Here is an 18,900-nt window from a genome sequence, read left to right on the forward strand (position 1 = left end):
CAAAGATAATTGATTACTTCGATGTATAAAATAGAAATTGATAAAATATACTTATTCTATTGATGTTTAGCCTAAAATCAATTGCATAATACGATTCAGGCAATTAAATTATTGAGATTTGTCATCTTTTTTCTAATTTCATCAAAGTCTTACGATTAATGACAGCAGCTTTCTGCCTCAATCGTTAAAGCTTCAGGTGGTGGCGATAGATAAGGTATCCCCAATTCTAAACCTCGAAGTATGAATAATACACCTATAAAAATGGTGATTATAGGTACAAAATTTAAAATTTTATTTCGAACGCCTACACTAACAACAGAACCAAAAAGTACAGCTAAAAACATTAAAGGAATTGTTCCTAAACCGAATAAAGCCATAAATAGTGCGCTACCTAACACGTCTCCTACTCCAAGTGCCGCGGCTAAAGCAATATAAACCATTCCGCATGGTAATAGTCCGTTTAGGATTCCGGTGATGTATAATGAGCTATAGTTTTTTCTTCTAATAAAACTTCCTAAGCTTGATTTAAGTTTAATCAACAATCGACCTATCACTTTGTTACTTGAGCTTGCGCTTAAGTTCTTAGGCATTAGAACCATGGCAATCATCAATACTCCCACGATGATACTTAGATATTTCTGAAAACCTGCAAACGAAATTCCTTGACCAATAAAACCTAAAATCGCTCCTAAGGTGGCATAAGTCGTTACACGACCAAATTGATAGGTAATGTTTTTAAGGGTGAAATTAAACTTGTTCTCCCCTCCTAAACCCAACGAAAATGCAATGGGTCCGCACATACCAAGACAGTGCAAACTTGTCCCAAGGCCTAAGCCTAAGGCTGCAATTGCTAAGGCATATTCCATTTTAGTGTTTTTTCTATTATATAAGGCTTTCCTTCTTGATACCAAGTAAGCTCCATATCATACTCCCCATCTGTTAATCTAGCAGCTGGAATCAAAATGCTATTTCTACTGTTTAAATCTAAAGGCAGTAATATGTCATTAGCTTTATGAGCACCACGCATTAAATACACCTGACCGCTATCGGGTACAATTGCTTCAGGGAATTGAATATTATAACCATTCGCTTGATCAATGATCTCGGGTTTGTCATCTAAATGCTTAACTCGGTTTCTAGCATCAATCTTTTCCTCTTGAAATACAAGCGATTCTTCATAGTATTCTTCGCTAATTAAATCTCCTGTATCATCAGCTAGGAAAATTAAGGTTAGAATGAAAATCATAAACGAACCTAGTCCTAAGGCAATTCCGTGCCCCCAATCGAATTTAAATTTACTCACTTTAATTTATTTAAATGGAGCTGCAAAGCTAGTGGTATATTTATCGATAACCTTATTATCTTCATTTAATACTTCGATTTCAATTTTCTCTTTATAAGATGAAATATCTTCTAATGGAATCGAAATAATTGCTTTACCTTCTATCAACTGTCCAGATTGAATTAAAATCGGAGTTGGAAGACCAACAAGCTCAATAACACCATTCGGGTGTGATTTCAATACAAAATGCATTTGTTCGATATTCTTTGTTTTATTCTCAAGCATAAACTGGAATTGATTTGTAATAATTGTTTCATTTACAACCTTGAAATCTGTACCAGGCTCTCTTAAGAATTTAGAATTAACATCAGAGCGAATAAATAAGAACGAGGTTAAAACTCCCATTAAAATCACAAGAATTGCTGTATAGGCAATCATTCTTGGGGTAAACTTGAACTCTTTTCCTTCAGCAATATTTTCTTCTGAAGCATAACGGATTAAACCAGTTGGTAAATTAATTTTCGTCATTACTTCATCACAAGCATCGATACATGCCGTACAGTTTACACACTCTAATTGAGTACCGTTTCTAATGTCGATACCGGTAGGACAAACCACCACACAGTTGTTACAATCGATACAATCTCCAACACCTTCAGCTTCTCTATCTTGTCCTCTTTTGAACCTTGCTCTACCTTCTATTCTTTCACCACGTTTGTAATCGTAAGCAACAATAATCGTTTTCTTATCAATTAAAACCCCTTGGAATCTACCATAAGGACAAACTAAAACACAAGCTTGTTCTCTAAACCAAGTGAATACAAAGTAGAATAATCCAGTAAAAATTAATAAACCAGCAAAAGTACTTAAGTGCTCAATAGGTCCTTCTACAACCAATTCTTTTAAGGCATCAATACCAATAATCCAAGCGAAAAGAATGTTAGCAATGATGAAGGAAATTATAGCATAAATGGTCCATTTTAGTAAACGTTTTCTAATTTTCTCTTCGTCCCATTCTTGCTTGGCCAATTTCATTTGTTTGTTTCTATCTCCATCAATCCAGAATTCGATTCGACGGAAAACCATCTCTAAGAAAATTGTTTGTGGACATATCCAACCACAGAAAATCCTACCATAAACAACGGTAAAGAGAATAATGAAAACCATTGTGGTTACCATACCAATGGCAAAAATCGCAAAATCTGATGTAAAGAAAGGATAACTAAATATGTAGAATTCTCTATTTATTACATCAAACTTAAATAAAGGATTACCACCAATTTTAATAAATGGGGTAATGATTAAAAAGGCTAATAATAGGTAGGCAACAATACTTCTATAGTTAAAATATTTACCTGATGGTTTTTTGGCAAAAACCCATTTTCGATTTCCTGATCTATCAGCGGTTCCAATCGTATTCCTAAAGCTATTTATTTCTTCTTCTAATAACTTGTCTTTATTTTCATTCTCACTCATATCATTAGCTTTAAAAACGTATTAAAATTAAATTTCTTTTAAGCAGAAAAGTGTAACCGAAGTTACACTTTTTTTATATGTTTTATATGTTTTTCAATAAATTACTGACGTTTCCAAGCCTCTACTACTTCACCTTGAGGAGCTAAACCTCCATCTGCTTCAGTAATAGCTGGTTTTTCTTGGTTCAATTGATAAACATAAGCGGCAACGTCTTGAATATCTAAACCTGTAAGTTGATTAGTTTGACCAAATGCCTGCATCGCTGGGTTGTTTGGTGAACCATCATATACCATTGAGTAAATGTTTCTATATAAATCAGTGTCTATTTGGTTAATCCAATGTTCGTCTGTAAGGTTAGGACCTGCTGCTCCAGAACCATCCGCCATGTGACATGTTGCACATAAATTAACGAAAATTTCTTCACCATGCTCAACAGAAGCATTCGCCATGTCCGCTTGATCTACTTTAATATCATTTGCCTTAACCCATGCTGCGAATTGAGTTTCTAATTGTGCAGTTTCCACTTCATATTCAACATATGGATGTGCGAAATCTGTGGTAAAGTAAGCTGTAATATAAACAACACAATAAATACATCCTAAGTAGAACATCGCTACCCACCATTGAGGTAATGCATTATCTAACTCTAAAATACCATCGAAACCATGATCCAAGATAATCTCTTCCTCCTCTTCGTCTGATTGCTTTTGAGAACTACTTTTGATTAATCTTTTGATGTAACCCATTTTAGATTCCTCTAAATACTTAGCTTGTTCAGCTGGGGTTAATTTTGCGAATTTTTTACGCTCCACAACTTTGTTAATACCATCTACTACTAATAACATTAGTAAAGCTAATATTAAAACCACCCAAACTACCCAATAAGACAAAACATTAGTTAGTTGATGCCAAGCATTTGGGATAATGTATTTAAGTCCATTTTGTGGAATAAAATCCGTTGGTATCACCATCATAAACGCCGCTAAAATAATTAGCAAGGTTAATGGAATAAAAATCGAGCCCGGTGTACGCTGTTTCATGATTCGTGATTTTTTATTTTAGAACAATGGATCTTCGTCATCTAATGGAAGCTCCGAAGTTTCTTTGTAATGATTTTTTGGTTTATTTAAAACTACATATACTAATCCGACAAAAAAGAGCACAGAAGCAATTAATATAACAGTCTGAATAACATCTGCATGTTCGAATTGCCAAAAATGTTCTTTAAAGTACTTTAGCATAATTAATTACTAGCTGTTTCTGTTTTCTCTTTACTAATATCTGTTCCTAATCTTTGTAGGTAAGCAATTAGAGCCGTAATCTCACGATCTCTTAAGGCTACAAAAGATTCTCCTTTTTCAGCTTTTTCTTTCTCATAAAGCTCCTTTAAATCTGGTGCCTCATCAAAAATAGCTTTCTCAATATTTAGAGCTTGCTCGTCCATATGTGCGAAAACAGCTTCTTGTGTCAATTCTTCATCTGTATACGGAACACCTAATGCCGTAAGAGCTTTCAATTTATCAATTGTCAAGTCTCTACTCATAGTGTTTGTAATCAACCATGGGTAACGAGGCATAATTGAACCTTCAGAAGTTTGTCTTGGATTCCACATGTGTTTGTAGTGCCAAGAGTCTGTTCTCTTACCACCTTCTCTATGTAAATCCGGACCAGTTCTCTTAGAACCCCATAAGAATGGGTGATCATAAACGAACTCTCCTGGCTTAGAGTATTCTCCATAACGCTTAACCTCATCACGGAACGGACGAATCATTTGAGAGTGACATGAATTACATCCTTCTCTAATATATAAGTCACGCCCTTCCATTTCTAATGGTGTATAAGGTTGAACACTTGCAATTGTTGGAACGTTTGACTTAACTACTAATGTAGGTACAATCTCTACTAAACCACCAATAGCTAATGTAATGAATGATAATACAGTTAAAATAACTGGACTTCTTTCAATCCAAGGGTGTAAATCCTCACCTTTCTCTCTAGAAGATTGTTTAACTGGTAAAGCAGGAGCTTGTACTTCTTCGTTAGCAATAAATTTACCTGTTCTAGAAGTTTTCCAAATATTAATAACCCAAAGCACACCACCCGTTAAATAGAATGCACCTCCAATAGCACGCATTACATAGTAAGGGAAAATCTCTGTTACTGTTTGTAGGAAGTTAGCATAAACTAAAGTTCCTGATGGGTTGAATTGTTTCCACATTAAACCTTGTGTCCACCCTGCCATATACATTGGAATTGTCCAGAAAATAATACCCAAAGTACCTAACCAGAAGTGAGCGTTTGCCATACTCTTAGAGTAAAGCTTAGTATTGAATAATCTTGGTAATAGCCAATAAACCATACCGAAGATCATAAATCCGTTCCACCCTAAAGCTCCAACGTGTACGTGAGCTACAATCCAGTCAGTAAAGTGACCAATTTTATTTAATGTTTTAGTTGCCAACATTGGCCCCTCGAATGTCGCCATACCATAACAAGTAACAGCAACAACATAGAATTTAAGAATAGGATCCTCGCGAACTTTGTCCCAAGCACCACGCAATGTTAACAAACCGTTCAACATACCTCCCCAAGACGGAGCAATCAACATGATAGAGAATCCTGTCCCTACTGCTTGAGCCCAACCTGGTAATGAAGTATAAATCAAGTGGTGTGGTCCTGCCCAGATATAAACGAAAATCAATGACCAGAAGTGGATAATCGATAATTTATATGAGAAAACAGGTCTGTTCGCTGCTTTAGGTAAGAAATAATACATCAAACCTAAAACTGGTGTTGTTAAGAAGAATGCTACCGCGTTGTGTCCATACCACCATTGTACTAAGGCATCTTGAACACCCGCATATAATGAATAACTCTTAGGATTGAATACGTCATAAGTTACTGGTAACTCTAAGTTATTAAATACGTGTAACATGGTAATACCAATCCAAGTGGCGATATAGAACCAAATAGCCACGTATAAGTGACGCACTCTTCTTTTCTTAATGGTAATAAACATGTTAACACCATAGACTATCCAAACAACGGCAATCACAATATCAATTGGCCATTCGTGCTCAGCATATTCTTTAGAAGTGTTAAACCCTAAGAAAAAGGTAATAACAGTAAGAACTAACATTAACTGCCATCCCCAGAAGTTTATCCAAGAAAGAATATCACTTCCCATTCTTGTTTTCAACAATCTCTGTAATGAGTAGTAAGACCCGGCAAAAATACCGTTACCTACGAAGGCAAATACTGCTGCAGATGTATGCAACATTCTCAGCCTACCGAATCCCATTGCACCCTGTGAATTAATTAAGCCTTGAATTGAACCTCCAATAGACCCAACACTACCATCATCAGTACCAAATAAAAACTCTGGCAATTGTGGATAAAACAGCATGGTCGCTACAGTTAATCCCAGTGTAAAGGCCGTTACACCCCAAAAAATTGTTGCGTATATAAAATACTTAACAATCTTATTATCATACTGAAAAGTCTCCATTTGCATTTATTCTTCTTTTAATTTATTATCTTTTAACATACGTATTGCAGGCGATTCATCTTCATCGAATTGACCGTTTTTAGCCCCAATAATAAAAAGGATTAAAAACACAAGTGCAACACTCACACTTGCCATCATCATTAAAAATACAATTTCCATACGTGTGACAAAAATACAAAAGGAATCAAGCTTTACGCTAATGAGAAATGTCACAATGTGTTAATAAGTGTTAATTTAGAAGCATTCAAAATAAAAAACCATCAAATTTTGCTGAAAGCGATATATAAATTACTCTAGTCTATTTACTTATCTTTGCGTCTTACATTTTGACAAAATTTATATATGAACTTGCCAGAACCTAGTCATTTTATTGAACAAATTATAAATGGTGATTTAACCAAAGGAATGCCTAAGGAAAAACTTAGATTCCGATTCCCACCAGAACCCAATGGATACCTGCATATTGGCCACGCCAAAGCTATTTGTATCAACTTTGGATTAGGTGAAAAATATAATGCGCCTGTAAATTTACGTTTCGACGACACCAATCCAGAAGCTGAAGAACAAGAATTCGTAGATTCTATTAGAGAGGATTTAGAATGGTTGGGATTCACTTGGGACAAGGAGTGCTATGCTTCTGATTATTTCCAACAATTATATGATTGGGCTGTTCAAATGATTAAAGACGGCAAAGCTTATGTAGATGACCAGTCTTCTGAAGAAATCACAGAACAAAGAAAAACACCTTTCGAAGACGGAATTGAGAGTCCTTATAGAAATAGATCTATAGAGGAAAACCTAGAGCTTTTCGAAAAAATGAAAAATGGTGAGGTTGAAGAAGGAAAACACGTACTACGTGCAAAAATTGATATGACCTCTCCCAACATGAACATGCGTGACCCTGTTATGTACAGAACCTTAAATAAGGCACACCACAGAACAGGTACAGATTGGAAAATTTATCCGATGTACGATTGGGCACATGGAGAAAGTGACTTTATTGAAGGAATCTCACATTCATTATGTTCATTAGAATTCGAAAACCATAGACCATTATATAATTGGTATATCGAACAAGTTAGTGATGAGAATGATTTCACTCCAAAGCAAAGAGAATTTGCTCGTGGAAATGTGAGCTATCTTATTACTAGTAAACGAAAATTGAGAAAATTAGTAGAAGAAGGTATTGTTGATGGATGGGACGATCCTAGAATGCCAACTATTTCTGGTTTGAGAAGGCGAGGTTATACACCAGAGTCAATTAAAGCCTTTTGGGATAAGGCAGGAGTTTCTAAAAGAGATAACTTAATCGATATTTCATTATTAGAATATACTATTAAAGACCAATTAAACGCCATAGCTCCTAGAGTTTTCGCCGTTCTTGATCCTGTGAAGTTGGTTATTGAAAATTACCCAGAAGGACAAGTTGAGGAATTAATTATTGAAAACAATCCAGAGGACGAATCTGCTGGAGATCGTGTGGTTCCATTTACAAGAGAATTATATATTGAAAGAGATGACTTTATGGAAGAAGCTCCTAAAAAATTCTTTAGACTTTCTCTTGACCAAGAAGTTAGACTAAAAGGTGCTTATTTTGTGAAAGCAACCCGTGTTGACAAAGACGAAAATGGTAAAATCACCACTATCTATGCTACTTATGATCCTGAAACTAAAAGTGGAAGTAACACCGAAGCTAGCAAAAGAAAAGTAAAGGGAACACTACATTGGGTTTCTGCTGAACAAAACATTCCAATTACAGTTAATCTATATGATAGATTATTTACTGTAGAAAGTCCTGATGGTGATAAAGAAACTGATTTTATGGATTTAATTAACCCTAACTCGTTAGAGGTTGTTAAAGGTTATGGTGAACCATCATTAAAAGATGCTAAACCAGAAGATAAATTCCAGTTTCAAAGAATTGGATACTTTGCCGTTGACAAAGACAGTACGCCAGAGAACATTATATTCAACCGAACAGTTCCGTTACGCGATACTTGGGCGAAAAAGAAATAATCGACCCAATTATGAAATAAAAAAAAGCGAGTATATATTAAGGTATACTCGCTTTTTATTTTTACTAAAATTTTTAGAGCTTTAAACTCTATAATTTATTCCTCTGAGTCAATTTCTTGACCTTTTATGCTCAAAGCACCTGATGGGCACTTTGCTACTTGATCAAGAATTTGTTCTGTGGTCGCATTATTAGGTTTAGGCTTTAAATAAATATACATCAACATATTTTAATAAGAGTCTTCTTAATAGAATGGTTGCATTCAATTAAGAAGCATTCAAGGAAATATTTTTCCCACTAGATTTAACTCATCGTTTGTTAAAATGAAATCTAAAATATTAGCTTCGATATAATTTAAATACCTTTATTACCCATTATTAAAATCAAATAAATATTAAATGAAAAATTTTAACCAATGTATTCTTGTTTTTTTGATAGCATTGTTAATTCTTCCTGTTGTCTCACACGCGCAGAGCAACAAGAAAGGCGTAAGAGAAGCCATTAGGAAATTACGATCTATTGAAAACTCACACAAAGCTGTTCCACAAAATTTACTCACACCCAATGAGAGAAACTTATTAAGAGAGCATTACACAGCAAATGCAACAACAAATCCACTAGCTACTATGGCCAATGGGGATGTATATGTTATGGATGTTTATAACTTAGTTTACGGGACTTTTCCACTAGCCGGTCCGTACTTCATTAATCAGACGGGTTTTGGAGCAGATATATTTGCAGATGATTTTGACTCATCTGGAACCTTGTATGGTCTAAACGCTGAAATTAACGCCTTAGTTATTATGAACCCTTCAAACGGAAGCTATTCCGAGGTTGGTCCATTAACAGGATTAGCTGAAGGACATATGCCTTCTGGCCTAGCATGGAACCACTTAACCTCAACCATGTATGCCCTGAGTACCGATGGTATTTACACTAGGTTTTATACAATCGATTTAAATACTGGAGAACTTACCATGATTAGTGATACAGGAAACCCTGTGGGTATTTGGTTGGCGATAGACAATTATGGAGTTTGTTACATGGCGGACATTGCTACCAACTCATTATATACCTTAGATTTAATATCTGGTACTGAAACTTTAATTGGAGATTTAGGAATAGACCTCGCCTACGCTCAAGATGCAGATGTTGATACTGCTACAAATACATTATATATGGCTGGCTATCTTGAAAATGGGGAGAGTAATATATACTCTGTTGATGTAACAACCGCAGAAGTTACAAACCTTGGCCCAGTAATAAATAATGGAGAACTAGGCGCTTTCTCTATTCAAGGTCCTCCTGTGGTACTTGAAAACTATAGTTGTGATGCTGCTGTTCCAATTGAACTTGGTGTTAAAAACGCTCTAGGTCTATCAAACACGGCAGGCGGAGCATCAAACGTTTGTAACACTGGTGCCTCTAATGCTCTATGGTACAAGTATACCGCTCGTAATACTGGAAATCTGACTATTACTTCTGATCTTTCATCAAACGTAGATGTGGATACAAGATTATCTGTTTACAATAATGATTGTAGTGAATTAGTTTGTATTGCTTCTGATGATAATAGCGGTGCTAACAACACTTCTGAAGTAACGATAGCAGTAGAAAGTGGAGTAACCTATTTAATTGAATGGGATGATGCCAATAGTAGTTCAGATTTTGAATTTGAACTTTCATTAGACATTACTTGTCCTGACCCACTAAACTTTATGGCTAGCTCAGTAGGTTTTGATACGGCTACTTTTACTTGGGATAGTATGGAGAGCGCTACAAATGGATACGTTCTAACAGTTTTCGAAAGAGGAGCTGATACATCAACAGCAACACCAATTTATACTGAAAACATACCTGCCGGAACTACATCAGCTACGGCTACTGGTTTAGTAGGCTCAACATCTTATGATGCTTATTTAAAGGCAGATTGTGCTGCAGATGGTTCTTCAAATAATGTTAGAGCAACTTTTGACACCGGAATAGCTCCTCCAGTTTGTGGCGGTAAGTTTTATGATACTGGTGGACCTAATGAAGGTTATGGAAATGGAGAAAATTACTCGCTTTTAATTTCCCCTAGCGATGAGAATAGCTTAATTACCTTAGACTTTTTAAGTGTAGAAATAGATACAGGTTTTGATTTCTTACGCATATATGATGGTGATGATGCTACTGCGAATGAGTTGTCAGATCCAACTTACGGTGTGACTGAACCAGGTATATATACATCTAATATACCAGGAGGAAATTTATACATTACATTCACTTCAGATGAGGTTTTCCCTGCTCAGGGTTGGGAAGCAGATGTAATATGCAACACAGCTCCTGATTGTCTTCCACCATATAATTTAGAAGTTTCAGATATAGGATTAACTTCTGCTAGCTTTTCATGGGAAGGAATTGAAAATGCAACAAATGGATATATTCTTTCAATCTTCAATGAAGGTGATGATATCAACACAAGTACTCCTATCTACACAGAAACTATTCCAGCAGGAACAACTTCTACTACAGCTTCAGGTCTAACCGAAGGCGCTTTGTTAGATGCTTATGTTTTTGCTGACTGCGATACGGAAGGTGTATCAACTGGAGCTAAAATTACATTCTCAACTATCTTACCTCCACCTGCATGTGGTGGTATTTTTGCTGACTCTGGTGGGTTAACAGGTGGTTACTCAAATGATGAAAACATTACTACCACAATTTATCCAGATAACCCTGGTGAAGTTGTTACTGTTACATTCACATCGTTTCACACAGAGGAAGATTGGGACGTTCTTTACGTTTATGATGGTCCAGATGCTAGCTATCCTTTGATTGATAGTGGAAGTCCTGCTACTGGTAGTGGCTTCCCAGCCGGTGGATATTCTGGAACAACAATCCCAGGTCCATTTACCTCTACAGACGAGAGTGGCGCATTAACTTTTGTATTTATGAGCGACGATTCTTTCAATGGTGGAGGATGGCTTGCACACGTTAGCTGTGAACAATTAAGTGTTCAAGAAAATGAACTTCAAAAGTTTGTTTACTATCCTAATCCTACAAAAGGCCTGCTTAATCTTAAAGCAGCAAGTAACATCGAAAAAGTTGAGATTTACAATTTATTAGGGCAAAAGTTAATTTCTTCAAATATTAATTCAACCTCGACTCAAATAGATATTTCTAAGTTGGCAGTTGGTAACTACATTATGAGAGTTAGCATTGCAGGAGAAACAGGTACATATAAAGTATTAAGAAATTAATATTGAAAGTTTTTAAAACGCTTAAAGGCCATCTTGATTAAAATCAGGATGGCCTTTTTAATTTATAAGAGTACCTAAAACTATTCCTCTGAGTCAGCTTCTTGACCTTTTATACTCAAAGCCCCTGATGGGCACTTTGCTACTTGATCAAGAATTTGTTCTGTGGTCGCATTATTAGGTTTGATCCAAGGTCTTTCTTTTGGATTATAAACTTCGGGTAGGGTTTTTACGCAAATTCCAGAGTGGATACACTTATCTGGTTTCCATAAAATAGTAACTTCTCCGTTTGAATATTCGTGTGTTTTCATGATTTAAGATTTATTTAAATTTAATATTGAACCAATCAGCTTGAGAAAATCCCTTTTAAGCTTTAGGTATTTATTTTTATTAAATATACAAAACTCATTTTAAACTTAAAACAAGCCTTAGGCAAAGACTCAAACTAAATTATAAATATGAATTACTTTTTTATGTTTTTGAACTTAAACAAATCACTGTTCTAGCAGGGCATATAATTGAATTTTTAAGCATGAACTTATTGAAACCATTTTCTGTATCAAAAACATGCTCCCAATCTCCAGCCGGTAATTGGAATTCTAAATCTTCATGATACATATTCATTATTATATAGAAATGCTCCTCATACATAGGTGCTATAATCTCATAAGCCAAACTCCTAGAATGATAACTCCAATCAGGTTCATTTTGCTTAATTCCATGAAATTTAGTGAAAGGAATTTCTTCGTTTGGAACTCCCTCAAAGTAAGTTGGATGCGAAAAAGTCCTATGTTTCAAGGTGTATTTAATTAGGTGACTCACAAAGTCAAACATTTCGTGATTCCTTTCCAATAAATTCCAATCCATCCAAGACAGAGGACTATCTTGACAATACACATTGTTATTGCCCTGCTGAGATCGCTTCAACTCGTCCCCCATCAATAACATTGGTGTTCCATGTGATAACATCAGAAGAGAAAACATATTTCTAATTTGTTTTTCCCTTAATTTCTGAATTTCTACATCATTAGTTTCTCCCTCTACGCCACAGTTCCAACTATGATTATTAGATGAACCATCTCTATTTTGCTCACCATTTGCCCAATTATGCTTTTCATTATAAGAAACTAAGTCCAACATCGTAAACCCATCATGACAAGTCACAAAGTGCAAACTTCTATTCGGCTCAAATTCGGTATGTCGTGATTTGATTTCATTAGGACTACCCAGCATACTTTTGGCTAAATTCCCGACTTCACCTTTATCTCCTTTTACGAATTTTCTGATAGTATCGCGAAAAGCATCGTTCCATATAATCCAACGATCGCCTGCAAAATCACGAACTTGATTCAAACCAGCTGCATCCCAAGGTTCTGCAATAATTTTTGTGTTAGCTAAAATCGGATCAGAATCAATTGACCATAAAATTGGCGGATTCAATAAAGGCTCTCCACTTTCATTTCTAGACAAAACGGATGCTAAATCAAATCTAAAACCATCTACACGCATTTCCTGAACCCAATAACGCAAAGAATCTCTAATCATGCGTCTTACTACAGAATGATTAGCGTTAATCACATTTCCAGTACCGGTATAGTTTCTAAATTCCCCCGAAGAATCCAACATATAGTAAGAATCATTCGCAAAACCACGCATACAGAGCGTCGGACCATCATTATGAGCATTGTTTTCTGTCGTGTGATTATAAACTACATCTAAAATAACCTCAATATTAGCTCGATGCAGGGCATTTATCATATACTTAAATTCATCAACAATCTCTTGTGGAGTAGATTTCGATGAATATCCTGCATGAATCGCAAAAAAATTAATTGGAGAATATCCCCAATAATTGGTCAAATCATTTGGTGCATCCTGTGGATCATAAGCATAAACTGGTAAAAGTTCAACAGCAGTTACACCAAGTTCTTTTAAGTAAGGAATCTTTTCGAGCAAGCCCGTATAAGTTCCTCGTATATTTTCTGGTACGCCCGAATTTGGATTCCTAGTAAAACCAGCAACATGCATCTCATAGACTACCGACTTTGCCAAATTCTGAATCGGCATATAATCACTTTCCCAATTAAATTCATCTGAAATAACAGCACTTTTCAAGCATGAATGTAAATTATCCTCTCCTCTTCTATGTGCTAATCCTCTATCATATTCTCCAACAATCGCCTTAGCATAGGGATCTACCAAAACTTTGGTGCTATCAAACAAAAATCCTTTTTCTGGAATATAGGGTCCATAGGCTCGATAAGCATACAATTGATTTTTCTCTAAGCCTGGAACATGAATATGCCAATAATAATAGGACTTATTTTGTTTAGGGTCTAATATTATGACCTTAGGGTTTAGATCATGAATATCTTTAAATAATAAAAGTTCAATTTTACTCGCATGCGGTGAGAATACCGAGAAATTAACACCTCCATCTACTAAACTTGCGCCTAATGGCCAAGGATTTCCGTAGTTTGTCATGCTTCGGCCTTAGTTTGGGTAGTTAAATCATGGAAAGCAGCTTCTAAGGTTTCATATTTACCTTGAAACTCAACTATACTTTTATCTGCTAGCTTCTCTCCCTTATTAAGCAACACAACTCTAGAACATAAAGCTGCAACTTCTTGCATAATATGTGTACTAATAATAACAGTTTTATTTGCACCAACTTCCTTAATCAAATTTCTAATTTCTATAATCTGATTAGGGTCTAATCCATTGGTAGGCTCATCTAATATTAAAATATCAGGTTGGTGAATAATTGCTTGAGCTAATCCAACACGTTGCTTGTAACCTTTAGAAAGTTGTTTAATCTTTTTATTCTTTTCCGGTGTTAAACCCACTTTTTCAATTACCTCGTCTATACTCTGCGAAGTTTGTTTTCTTATATCGGCAACAAAACTTAAATATTCCTTGACATACATATCCATATATAAAGGATTGTTTTCTGGTAGGTAGCCAATAAATTGTTTTGTTTCGAAAGCATGGTCTTTAACCGAAAGATCATTTACCAAAATTTCTCCAGAAGTTGGTTCTAAAGCACCAACAATACATTTCATTAGGGTAGACTTTCCTGCTCCATTAGGCCCCAATAGACCTATCACTTCACCTTTATCAACATTGAGAGATACATTTTTCAATGCCCATTGCTCGCCATATTTTTTATTTAAATCCTTAATAGAGATTGTCATGCTGGATATTATTTATGGGTTAAAGATAAGAAAATTGACTGCTTCATTTACTTTTAGTATAGCACTTGAGTAACTATAATAAAAAAAGCCGAAGATTTCTCTTCGGCTTTTTGTGCGGGCGGAGAGACTCGAACTCTCACACCTCGCGGCACTAGATCCTAAGTCTAGCGTGTCTACCAATTCCACCACGCCCGCTTTTAGCTTTTGCTAAAAATTAAGATTGCAAATATAATGCATAAATCAATATTACAAAAAATTTTTAAAGACTATTCTTAAGCTTTAACTTTGCCTAAAATTATTGAACATGGAAATATCAGGAAAAGTAACGAAAATATTTGACACTCAGACCTTTGCGAGCGGATTCAAAAAAAGAGAAGTTATTGTAACTACACAAGAACAATACCCACAACCTCTTTCAATCGAGTTTTTACAAGACAAAACTGAGCTTGCAGACCAAATAAATGTAGGAGATGACGTTAAAGTTTCTATCAATTTAAGAGGTAGAGAATGGACAAGTCCAGATGGAGTTGTTAAATATTTTAATTCAATCGTTGGATGGAGAGTTGAAAAATTAGCTCCAGAAAATGTAGGTGCAGAAAACACTCCTTCTCCTTCAGATTTTAACTCAGGTGTTAATGACCTAAGTAATGATGGAGAAATTGATGATTTACCATTTTAAGTTAATATTTTAAATTCTTTAGTTAAAATTTATCCATAAATAACTTAAAATTATCAGAAAATAGTAAAACAAATGTACCTTAGTGGTACATTTGTTGCTTATTATAAGGAACTTAAACAAAAAATAATATGAAAAAAACAGTAATTCTTAGCGCATTAGCGTTTATCGGCGTTCAAATGAATGCTCAGATGGACGACATTAGCGTTACGTTGCAACCAACGGCAAGCTACAATTGGTTTGATGATAACACTGCGATCGAAGACGGTGTTATGATAGGTGGACGTGTAGGTTTTGGTTTCGGAGAAGCCATTGAACTTCGTGCTTTGTACGAGAAATCGGTAGATTTAAAGAACACAGCTGAAGGCCTAGATTGGGCAAGTGATAGTTTTGTCGACAACTTCAATAGCAGAGATGTAGATGTTGAAAGAATCGGTGGAGAATTTAAAGCAAATATCCCAACAAGGGGTGCATTTGTTCCTTATTTAACTTTAGGAGCAGGAGTACAAAAATTAAAAGTAAATGTTGCGGAAGAAGGTCTTCCAGAGGTGGAAAGAAAATCTGAGCAAATTTATGCTAACTTAGGTTTAGGTACTCAATTAAAGTTATCTGACAGAATCTTCTTGAATTTAGAAGCAAAGAATACTGTATTTAACATGGATCCTGCTGATGTTTTATTCCAAGAGGGTAACCAATCAGAAATTGAGGATTTATTAGGTGACGATAGAGATGATAGAATGTACAACTGGTCTGTATTGGCTGGATTGCAGTTTTATTTAGGAGGTCGTGAGCCAGGTTCTATGACTGATTTAGACAGAGCATACTACAGAAAATTCTCTGGAGGATTAGGCGGATTAAAATTAATCCTTGAGCCAGGTGGATCTTACATTAACTTTAATGATGGTTCAAACTTGAGAAATACCTATTTAATGGGTGGTAAAGTTGGATTTGATTTAAACCAATTTATTGGCTTAAGAGGTTTCTACTACCAAGCTACACAAGACGAGGAAATTTCTACAAAATGGGATGATTTAGCTATCTATGGTGGTGATATTATCGCAAAGTTAAACGTTGCTAGAGGTATCGTACCTTACTTAGAGTTAGGTGGTGGTTACTTAAACGTATATGATGGATACCAAGGTGAAAATGCCTTATTACCAGTTCAAGCTTCTGGATACTTCGCTAAAGGTGGTGCAGGTATTACTGTTCCAGTTTCTAAAAACTTAGAGTTATTTGGATCTGCTTCTTTAATGTATACTTCTCAAAGAGAAGCTGATGATTTACAAAATACTATCAGCCCTAATGAGTTGACACAACACAATATGTATAACGCTGGTATCAGATTCCAAATTGGAAAAACTGCTGATACAGATGATGTTTTAACAAGCAGAATTGATGCAAGAGTTAAAGAAAGAACTGACGTTTACGAAGATAGAATTAAGCAATTAGAGAAAGAATTACAAAGAGCTTATGACGAAAATGATACGGCTAAAGCTGTAGAAATTATCGAAGAGAAAAAATCTATCGAAGACAGAAAAGAGAAAATTGTTGCTGAAGAAACAGCTAAAGAAAACAAAAAAGCTGAAACTGTAGAGAAAACTATGGAACCTAGCGAGTCTAGAGTAAAACTTACTCCTGCTGAACTAGAAAACTTAGTTGAGAAAGTTATTCAAGGTGTTGATGAAGAATCAAATAGACCTCAAACTACAGAAGATAGAATTGATAGATTAGAGAGACTTTTATTAGAAGTTAATACAGGTGCTAGAAGTGGAAACATTACTCCAGTTCAATCTGAAATCGCTTCTGAGAGAATTATCAATAAATTAGATCAATTAAACTCTAAAATTGATAATAACACGAATAACATCAACCGTTTAGCTCAGTACCAAAATCAAGGTCAAGATAGAACTGTTGTAGTTACACAAGGTGGTGGAACACAACCACAAGTTGCTACTCCTTTAGCTCCTACAGTTGCTCCTAACAATGTTGTTACAACAACTGACGAGAAAGGAAATGTTAAGAAGAAAAATGAAGGTGTTGCAACTGGATTTTTCGTGAATGAAGGTATGTCTTTATTTGGAGGTTATGCTTTTGGTGAGGATGATGGTGCTGGTTTAATTGGTATTAGAGGTCACTACTCTATCACAAACTCTCCAATTAAATTTATGCCAGACTTATATGTTGCTCCAGGGAGCAGCACTGGTTTTGGTGTAAACGCTAATGCTTTATTATCATTTGATGATATTTCTAACAATGTAGTTGTTGCTCCTTATATCGGTTTAGGTTTAGGATACAACAGCATTGAGAATTTCGATAAATTCGGAACTAACTTAATCATTGGTACATCATTTAATGTATTAGGAGGAAATATCTACGCAGATTATACAGCTAGAAACTTCATCGATATCCACCAATTTTCTGTTGGATATAAATTCGGATTTTAATCCAAAAATTTAAAACATGAACAAATTAAAACTCATCGGTTTAACTTTTGTTATGCTATTCTCTACGACTGCTTTGGCACAAGAGAAGAGTGAGATTGTTATGACCCAATCTGAGTTAGAATCATTTTTAAATAAAGTTGCAGACGCTAGACGTGCGCAATTGAAAGCTAGAAATGAAGCCAAGAACAAAAGAGAATTGGCCGAACTTAGATATCAATACAACAATCAAACAGATGGACGTAGTGTAACGAGAGAAATCTCGAATTACGAAATTCTGAGAGAGATAGATCGATTAAATGCAAGACTAGATTATGTAACTGGACGCAGTAATGACGGATTCACTTCGGGAAGACAAGGTAGCAACTCTACCATCGTAGTACCAGGTGGTTCTAACACTACTGGATATGTTCCAACACAAGGTCAGACGCAATATGTACCAGCAGATACATCTAATAAGCAAGACTTAGAAACAGCTAAGGCTATTTGGGAATTAGAAAGAAGATTGGATTCTTTGAAAGCAGTTCAAGCTCAATCTAATTTAGTTCCACAAGATAAGCCAGTGAACCAACAACAGACTCCAAGTCAAGAGTTGGCAGATTTGAAAAGTCAATTTCAAACATTAGAGCAAAGATTAGAAAATGCAGAAACTCCAGTAGAGAGAAGATCTCTATTAGAGGAGCTTTTAGCGAAGTTTAAAAACTTCAAAAAGCAAGTATTTTTCGCTAATGACTCTGAAGAGTTGAGTCCTAATGACTATGCTTATATTCAAGATGTAACCGAAGTCCTTAAACAATACCCAGAATTATCTGTTGTATTAGAAGGATGGGCTAGTACAAGAGGTAACGCTAACTACAACAAACAACTTTCTATGCGTAGAGCAGAAAGCGTAGAGCGTGCCTTGTTAAGCAATGGCATTTCTCCAGCGAGAATTGTTTCATCTTTCAGAGGGGAAGATAAAACCTCATCTGAAGCTATGGCTAGACGTGTTGACATGTCGATCATATTGAAATAAGTAATTTATTTTAAATACTATAACTGCCTTGTTCTGCAAGGCAGTTTTTTTTGTT

Annotated in this window: 16 protein-coding genes and 1 tRNA gene; 5 read left to right on the top strand and 12 right to left on the bottom strand. The window is 35.4% G+C overall.

Features of this window, described 5'->3' with window-relative positions:
- Nucleotides 1–155: 155 nt before the first annotated feature.
- From NLM59_RS05355 to ccoS, 7 genes are all read right to left on the bottom strand, one after another.
- A complete protein-coding gene (locus tag NLM59_RS05355) occupies nt 156–866 on the bottom strand; it encodes a sulfite exporter TauE/SafE family protein (RefSeq protein ID WP_304416721.1) in 711 nt (236 codons plus the stop codon).
- Nucleotides 851–1,303, bottom strand: a complete 453-nt coding sequence (locus NLM59_RS05360; protein WP_304416722.1) for a FixH family protein — start codon at nt 1,301–1,303, stop codon at nt 851–853. Before NLM59_RS05360 ends, NLM59_RS05355 begins: the two co-directional genes overlap by 16 nt.
- 6 nt (nt 1,304–1,309) lie before the next feature.
- A complete protein-coding gene (ccoG, locus tag NLM59_RS05365) occupies nt 1,310–2,758 on the bottom strand; it encodes a cytochrome c oxidase accessory protein CcoG (RefSeq protein WP_304416723.1) in 1,449 nt (482 codons plus the stop codon).
- Between the two features lie 101 nt (nt 2,759–2,859).
- The gene (locus NLM59_RS05370) at nt 2,860–3,798 is read right to left on the bottom strand and encodes a cbb3-type cytochrome c oxidase N-terminal domain-containing protein (protein ID WP_304416724.1); all 939 of its coding nucleotides are present in this window, start codon (nt 3,796–3,798) and stop codon (nt 2,860–2,862) included.
- 18 nt (nt 3,799–3,816) lie between these two features.
- Nucleotides 3,817–3,999, bottom strand: a complete 183-nt coding sequence (locus tag NLM59_RS05375; protein ID WP_304416725.1) for a cbb3-type cytochrome c oxidase subunit 3 — start codon at nt 3,997–3,999, stop codon at nt 3,817–3,819.
- Between the two features lie 2 nt (nt 4,000–4,001).
- Nucleotides 4,002–6,272, bottom strand: a complete 2,271-nt coding sequence (gene ccoN / locus NLM59_RS05380; protein WP_304416726.1) for a cytochrome-c oxidase, cbb3-type subunit I — start codon at nt 6,270–6,272, stop codon at nt 4,002–4,004.
- Entirely contained in the window at nt 6,273–6,425 is a 153-nt protein-coding gene (gene ccoS, locus NLM59_RS05385) for a cbb3-type cytochrome oxidase assembly protein CcoS (protein WP_304416727.1), read from the bottom strand.
- Between the two features lie 183 nt (nt 6,426–6,608).
- Here ccoS and NLM59_RS05390 point away from each other — a divergent pair, with 183 nt between their 5' ends.
- Nucleotides 6,609–8,282: a glutamine--tRNA ligase/YqeY domain fusion protein gene (locus NLM59_RS05390; RefSeq protein ID WP_304416728.1), complete on the top strand. Its 1,674-nt coding sequence runs from the start codon at nt 6,609–6,611 to the stop codon at nt 8,280–8,282.
- Between the two features lie 95 nt (nt 8,283–8,377).
- On the opposite strand, the gene NLM59_RS11860 is transcribed toward NLM59_RS05390, so the two are convergent.
- Nucleotides 8,378–8,506 (bottom strand): (4Fe-4S)-binding protein, encoded by a 129-nt coding sequence (locus tag NLM59_RS11860; RefSeq protein ID WP_369426770.1) that lies wholly within the window; start codon nt 8,504–8,506, stop codon nt 8,378–8,380.
- A 172-nt stretch (nt 8,507–8,678) separates the two neighbouring features.
- On the opposite strand from NLM59_RS11860, the gene NLM59_RS05395 reads away from it, so the two are divergent.
- Nucleotides 8,679–11,522 carry a T9SS type A sorting domain-containing protein gene (locus NLM59_RS05395; RefSeq protein ID WP_304416729.1) on the top strand — a complete coding sequence of 948 codons (2,844 nt, stop codon included), beginning with the start codon at nt 8,679–8,681 and terminating at the stop codon, nt 11,520–11,522.
- A gap of 80 nt (nt 11,523–11,602) precedes the next feature.
- Here NLM59_RS05395 and NLM59_RS05400 read toward each other — a convergent pair whose 3' ends face one another.
- From NLM59_RS05400 to NLM59_RS05415, 4 genes are all read right to left on the bottom strand, one after another.
- Complete coding sequence (locus tag NLM59_RS05400; RefSeq protein WP_304416730.1) at nt 11,603–11,830, bottom strand: (4Fe-4S)-binding protein; 228 nt, start codon at nt 11,828–11,830, stop codon at nt 11,603–11,605.
- A 160-nt stretch (nt 11,831–11,990) separates the two neighbouring features.
- Nucleotides 11,991–14,003, bottom strand: a complete 2,013-nt coding sequence (glgX, locus tag NLM59_RS05405; RefSeq protein WP_304416731.1) for a glycogen debranching protein GlgX — start codon at nt 14,001–14,003, stop codon at nt 11,991–11,993.
- Nucleotides 14,000–14,713, bottom strand: coding sequence for an ABC transporter ATP-binding protein (locus tag NLM59_RS05410; RefSeq protein WP_304416732.1), 714 nt, complete (start codon nt 14,711–14,713; stop codon nt 14,000–14,002). The genes glgX and NLM59_RS05410 overlap by 4 nt, the downstream gene beginning before the upstream one ends.
- 113 nt (nt 14,714–14,826) lie before the next feature.
- A tRNA-Leu gene (locus NLM59_RS05415) sits at nt 14,827–14,908 on the bottom strand.
- Nucleotides 14,909–15,017: 109 nt separating this feature from the next.
- On the opposite strand from NLM59_RS05415, the gene NLM59_RS05420 reads away from it, so the two are divergent.
- The 3 genes from NLM59_RS05420 (at nt 15,018) to NLM59_RS05430 (ending at nt 18,845) form a co-directional block, all read left to right on the top strand.
- Complete coding sequence (locus NLM59_RS05420; RefSeq protein ID WP_304416733.1) at nt 15,018–15,392, top strand: DUF3127 domain-containing protein; 375 nt, start codon at nt 15,018–15,020, stop codon at nt 15,390–15,392.
- A 128-nt stretch (nt 15,393–15,520) separates the two neighbouring features.
- Nucleotides 15,521–17,833 (top strand): outer membrane beta-barrel protein, encoded by a 2,313-nt coding sequence (locus tag NLM59_RS05425; protein ID WP_304416734.1) that lies wholly within the window; start codon nt 15,521–15,523, stop codon nt 17,831–17,833.
- Between the two features lie 16 nt (nt 17,834–17,849).
- Entirely contained in the window at nt 17,850–18,845 is a 996-nt protein-coding gene (locus NLM59_RS05430; protein WP_304416735.1) for an OmpA family protein, read from the top strand.
- Nucleotides 18,846–18,900: the final 55 nt, after the last annotated feature.

Source organism: Profundicola chukchiensis, from assembly GCF_029664245.1.
GTDB lineage: Bacteria > Bacteroidota > Bacteroidia > Flavobacteriales > Weeksellaceae > Profundicola > Profundicola chukchiensis.

Bases quoted from the DNA above. Each gene is read 5' to 3' on its own strand.
- NLM59_RS05355 (WP_304416721.1), bottom strand. From the start codon at position 866: ATGGAATATGCCTTAGCAATTGCAGCCTTAGGCTTAGGCCTTGGGACA.
- ccoG (WP_304416723.1), bottom strand. From the start codon at position 2,758: ATGAGTGAGAATGAAAATAAAGACAAGTTATTAGAAGAAGAAATAAAT.
- NLM59_RS05370 (WP_304416724.1), bottom strand. From the start codon at position 3,798: ATGAAACAGCGTACACCGGGCTCGATTTTTATTCCATTAACCTTGCTA.
- NLM59_RS05375 (WP_304416725.1), bottom strand. From the start codon at position 3,999: ATGCTAAAGTACTTTAAAGAACATTTTTGGCAATTCGAACATGCAGAT.
- ccoN (WP_304416726.1), bottom strand. From the start codon at position 6,272: ATGCAAATGGAGACTTTTCAGTATGATAATAAGATTGTTAAGTATTTT.
- ccoS (WP_304416727.1), bottom strand. From the start codon at position 6,425: ATGGAAATTGTATTTTTAATGATGATGGCAAGTGTGAGTGTTGCACTT.
- NLM59_RS05390 (WP_304416728.1), top strand. From the start codon at position 6,609: ATGAACTTGCCAGAACCTAGTCATTTTATTGAACAAATTATAAATGGT.
- NLM59_RS11860 (WP_369426770.1), bottom strand. From the start codon at position 8,506: ATGTTGATGTATATTTATTTAAAGCCTAAACCTAATAATGCGACCACA.
- NLM59_RS05395 (WP_304416729.1), top strand. From the start codon at position 8,679: ATGAAAAATTTTAACCAATGTATTCTTGTTTTTTTGATAGCATTGTTA.
- NLM59_RS05400 (WP_304416730.1), bottom strand. From the start codon at position 11,830: ATGAAAACACACGAATATTCAAACGGAGAAGTTACTATTTTATGGAAA.
- glgX (WP_304416731.1), bottom strand. From the start codon at position 14,003: ATGACAAACTACGGAAATCCTTGGCCATTAGGCGCAAGTTTAGTAGAT.
- NLM59_RS05410 (WP_304416732.1), bottom strand. From the start codon at position 14,713: ATGACAATCTCTATTAAGGATTTAAATAAAAAATATGGCGAGCAATGG.
- NLM59_RS05420 (WP_304416733.1), top strand. From the start codon at position 15,018: ATGGAAATATCAGGAAAAGTAACGAAAATATTTGACACTCAGACCTTT.
- NLM59_RS05425 (WP_304416734.1), top strand. From the start codon at position 15,521: ATGAAAAAAACAGTAATTCTTAGCGCATTAGCGTTTATCGGCGTTCAA.
- NLM59_RS05430 (WP_304416735.1), top strand. From the start codon at position 17,850: ATGAACAAATTAAAACTCATCGGTTTAACTTTTGTTATGCTATTCTCT.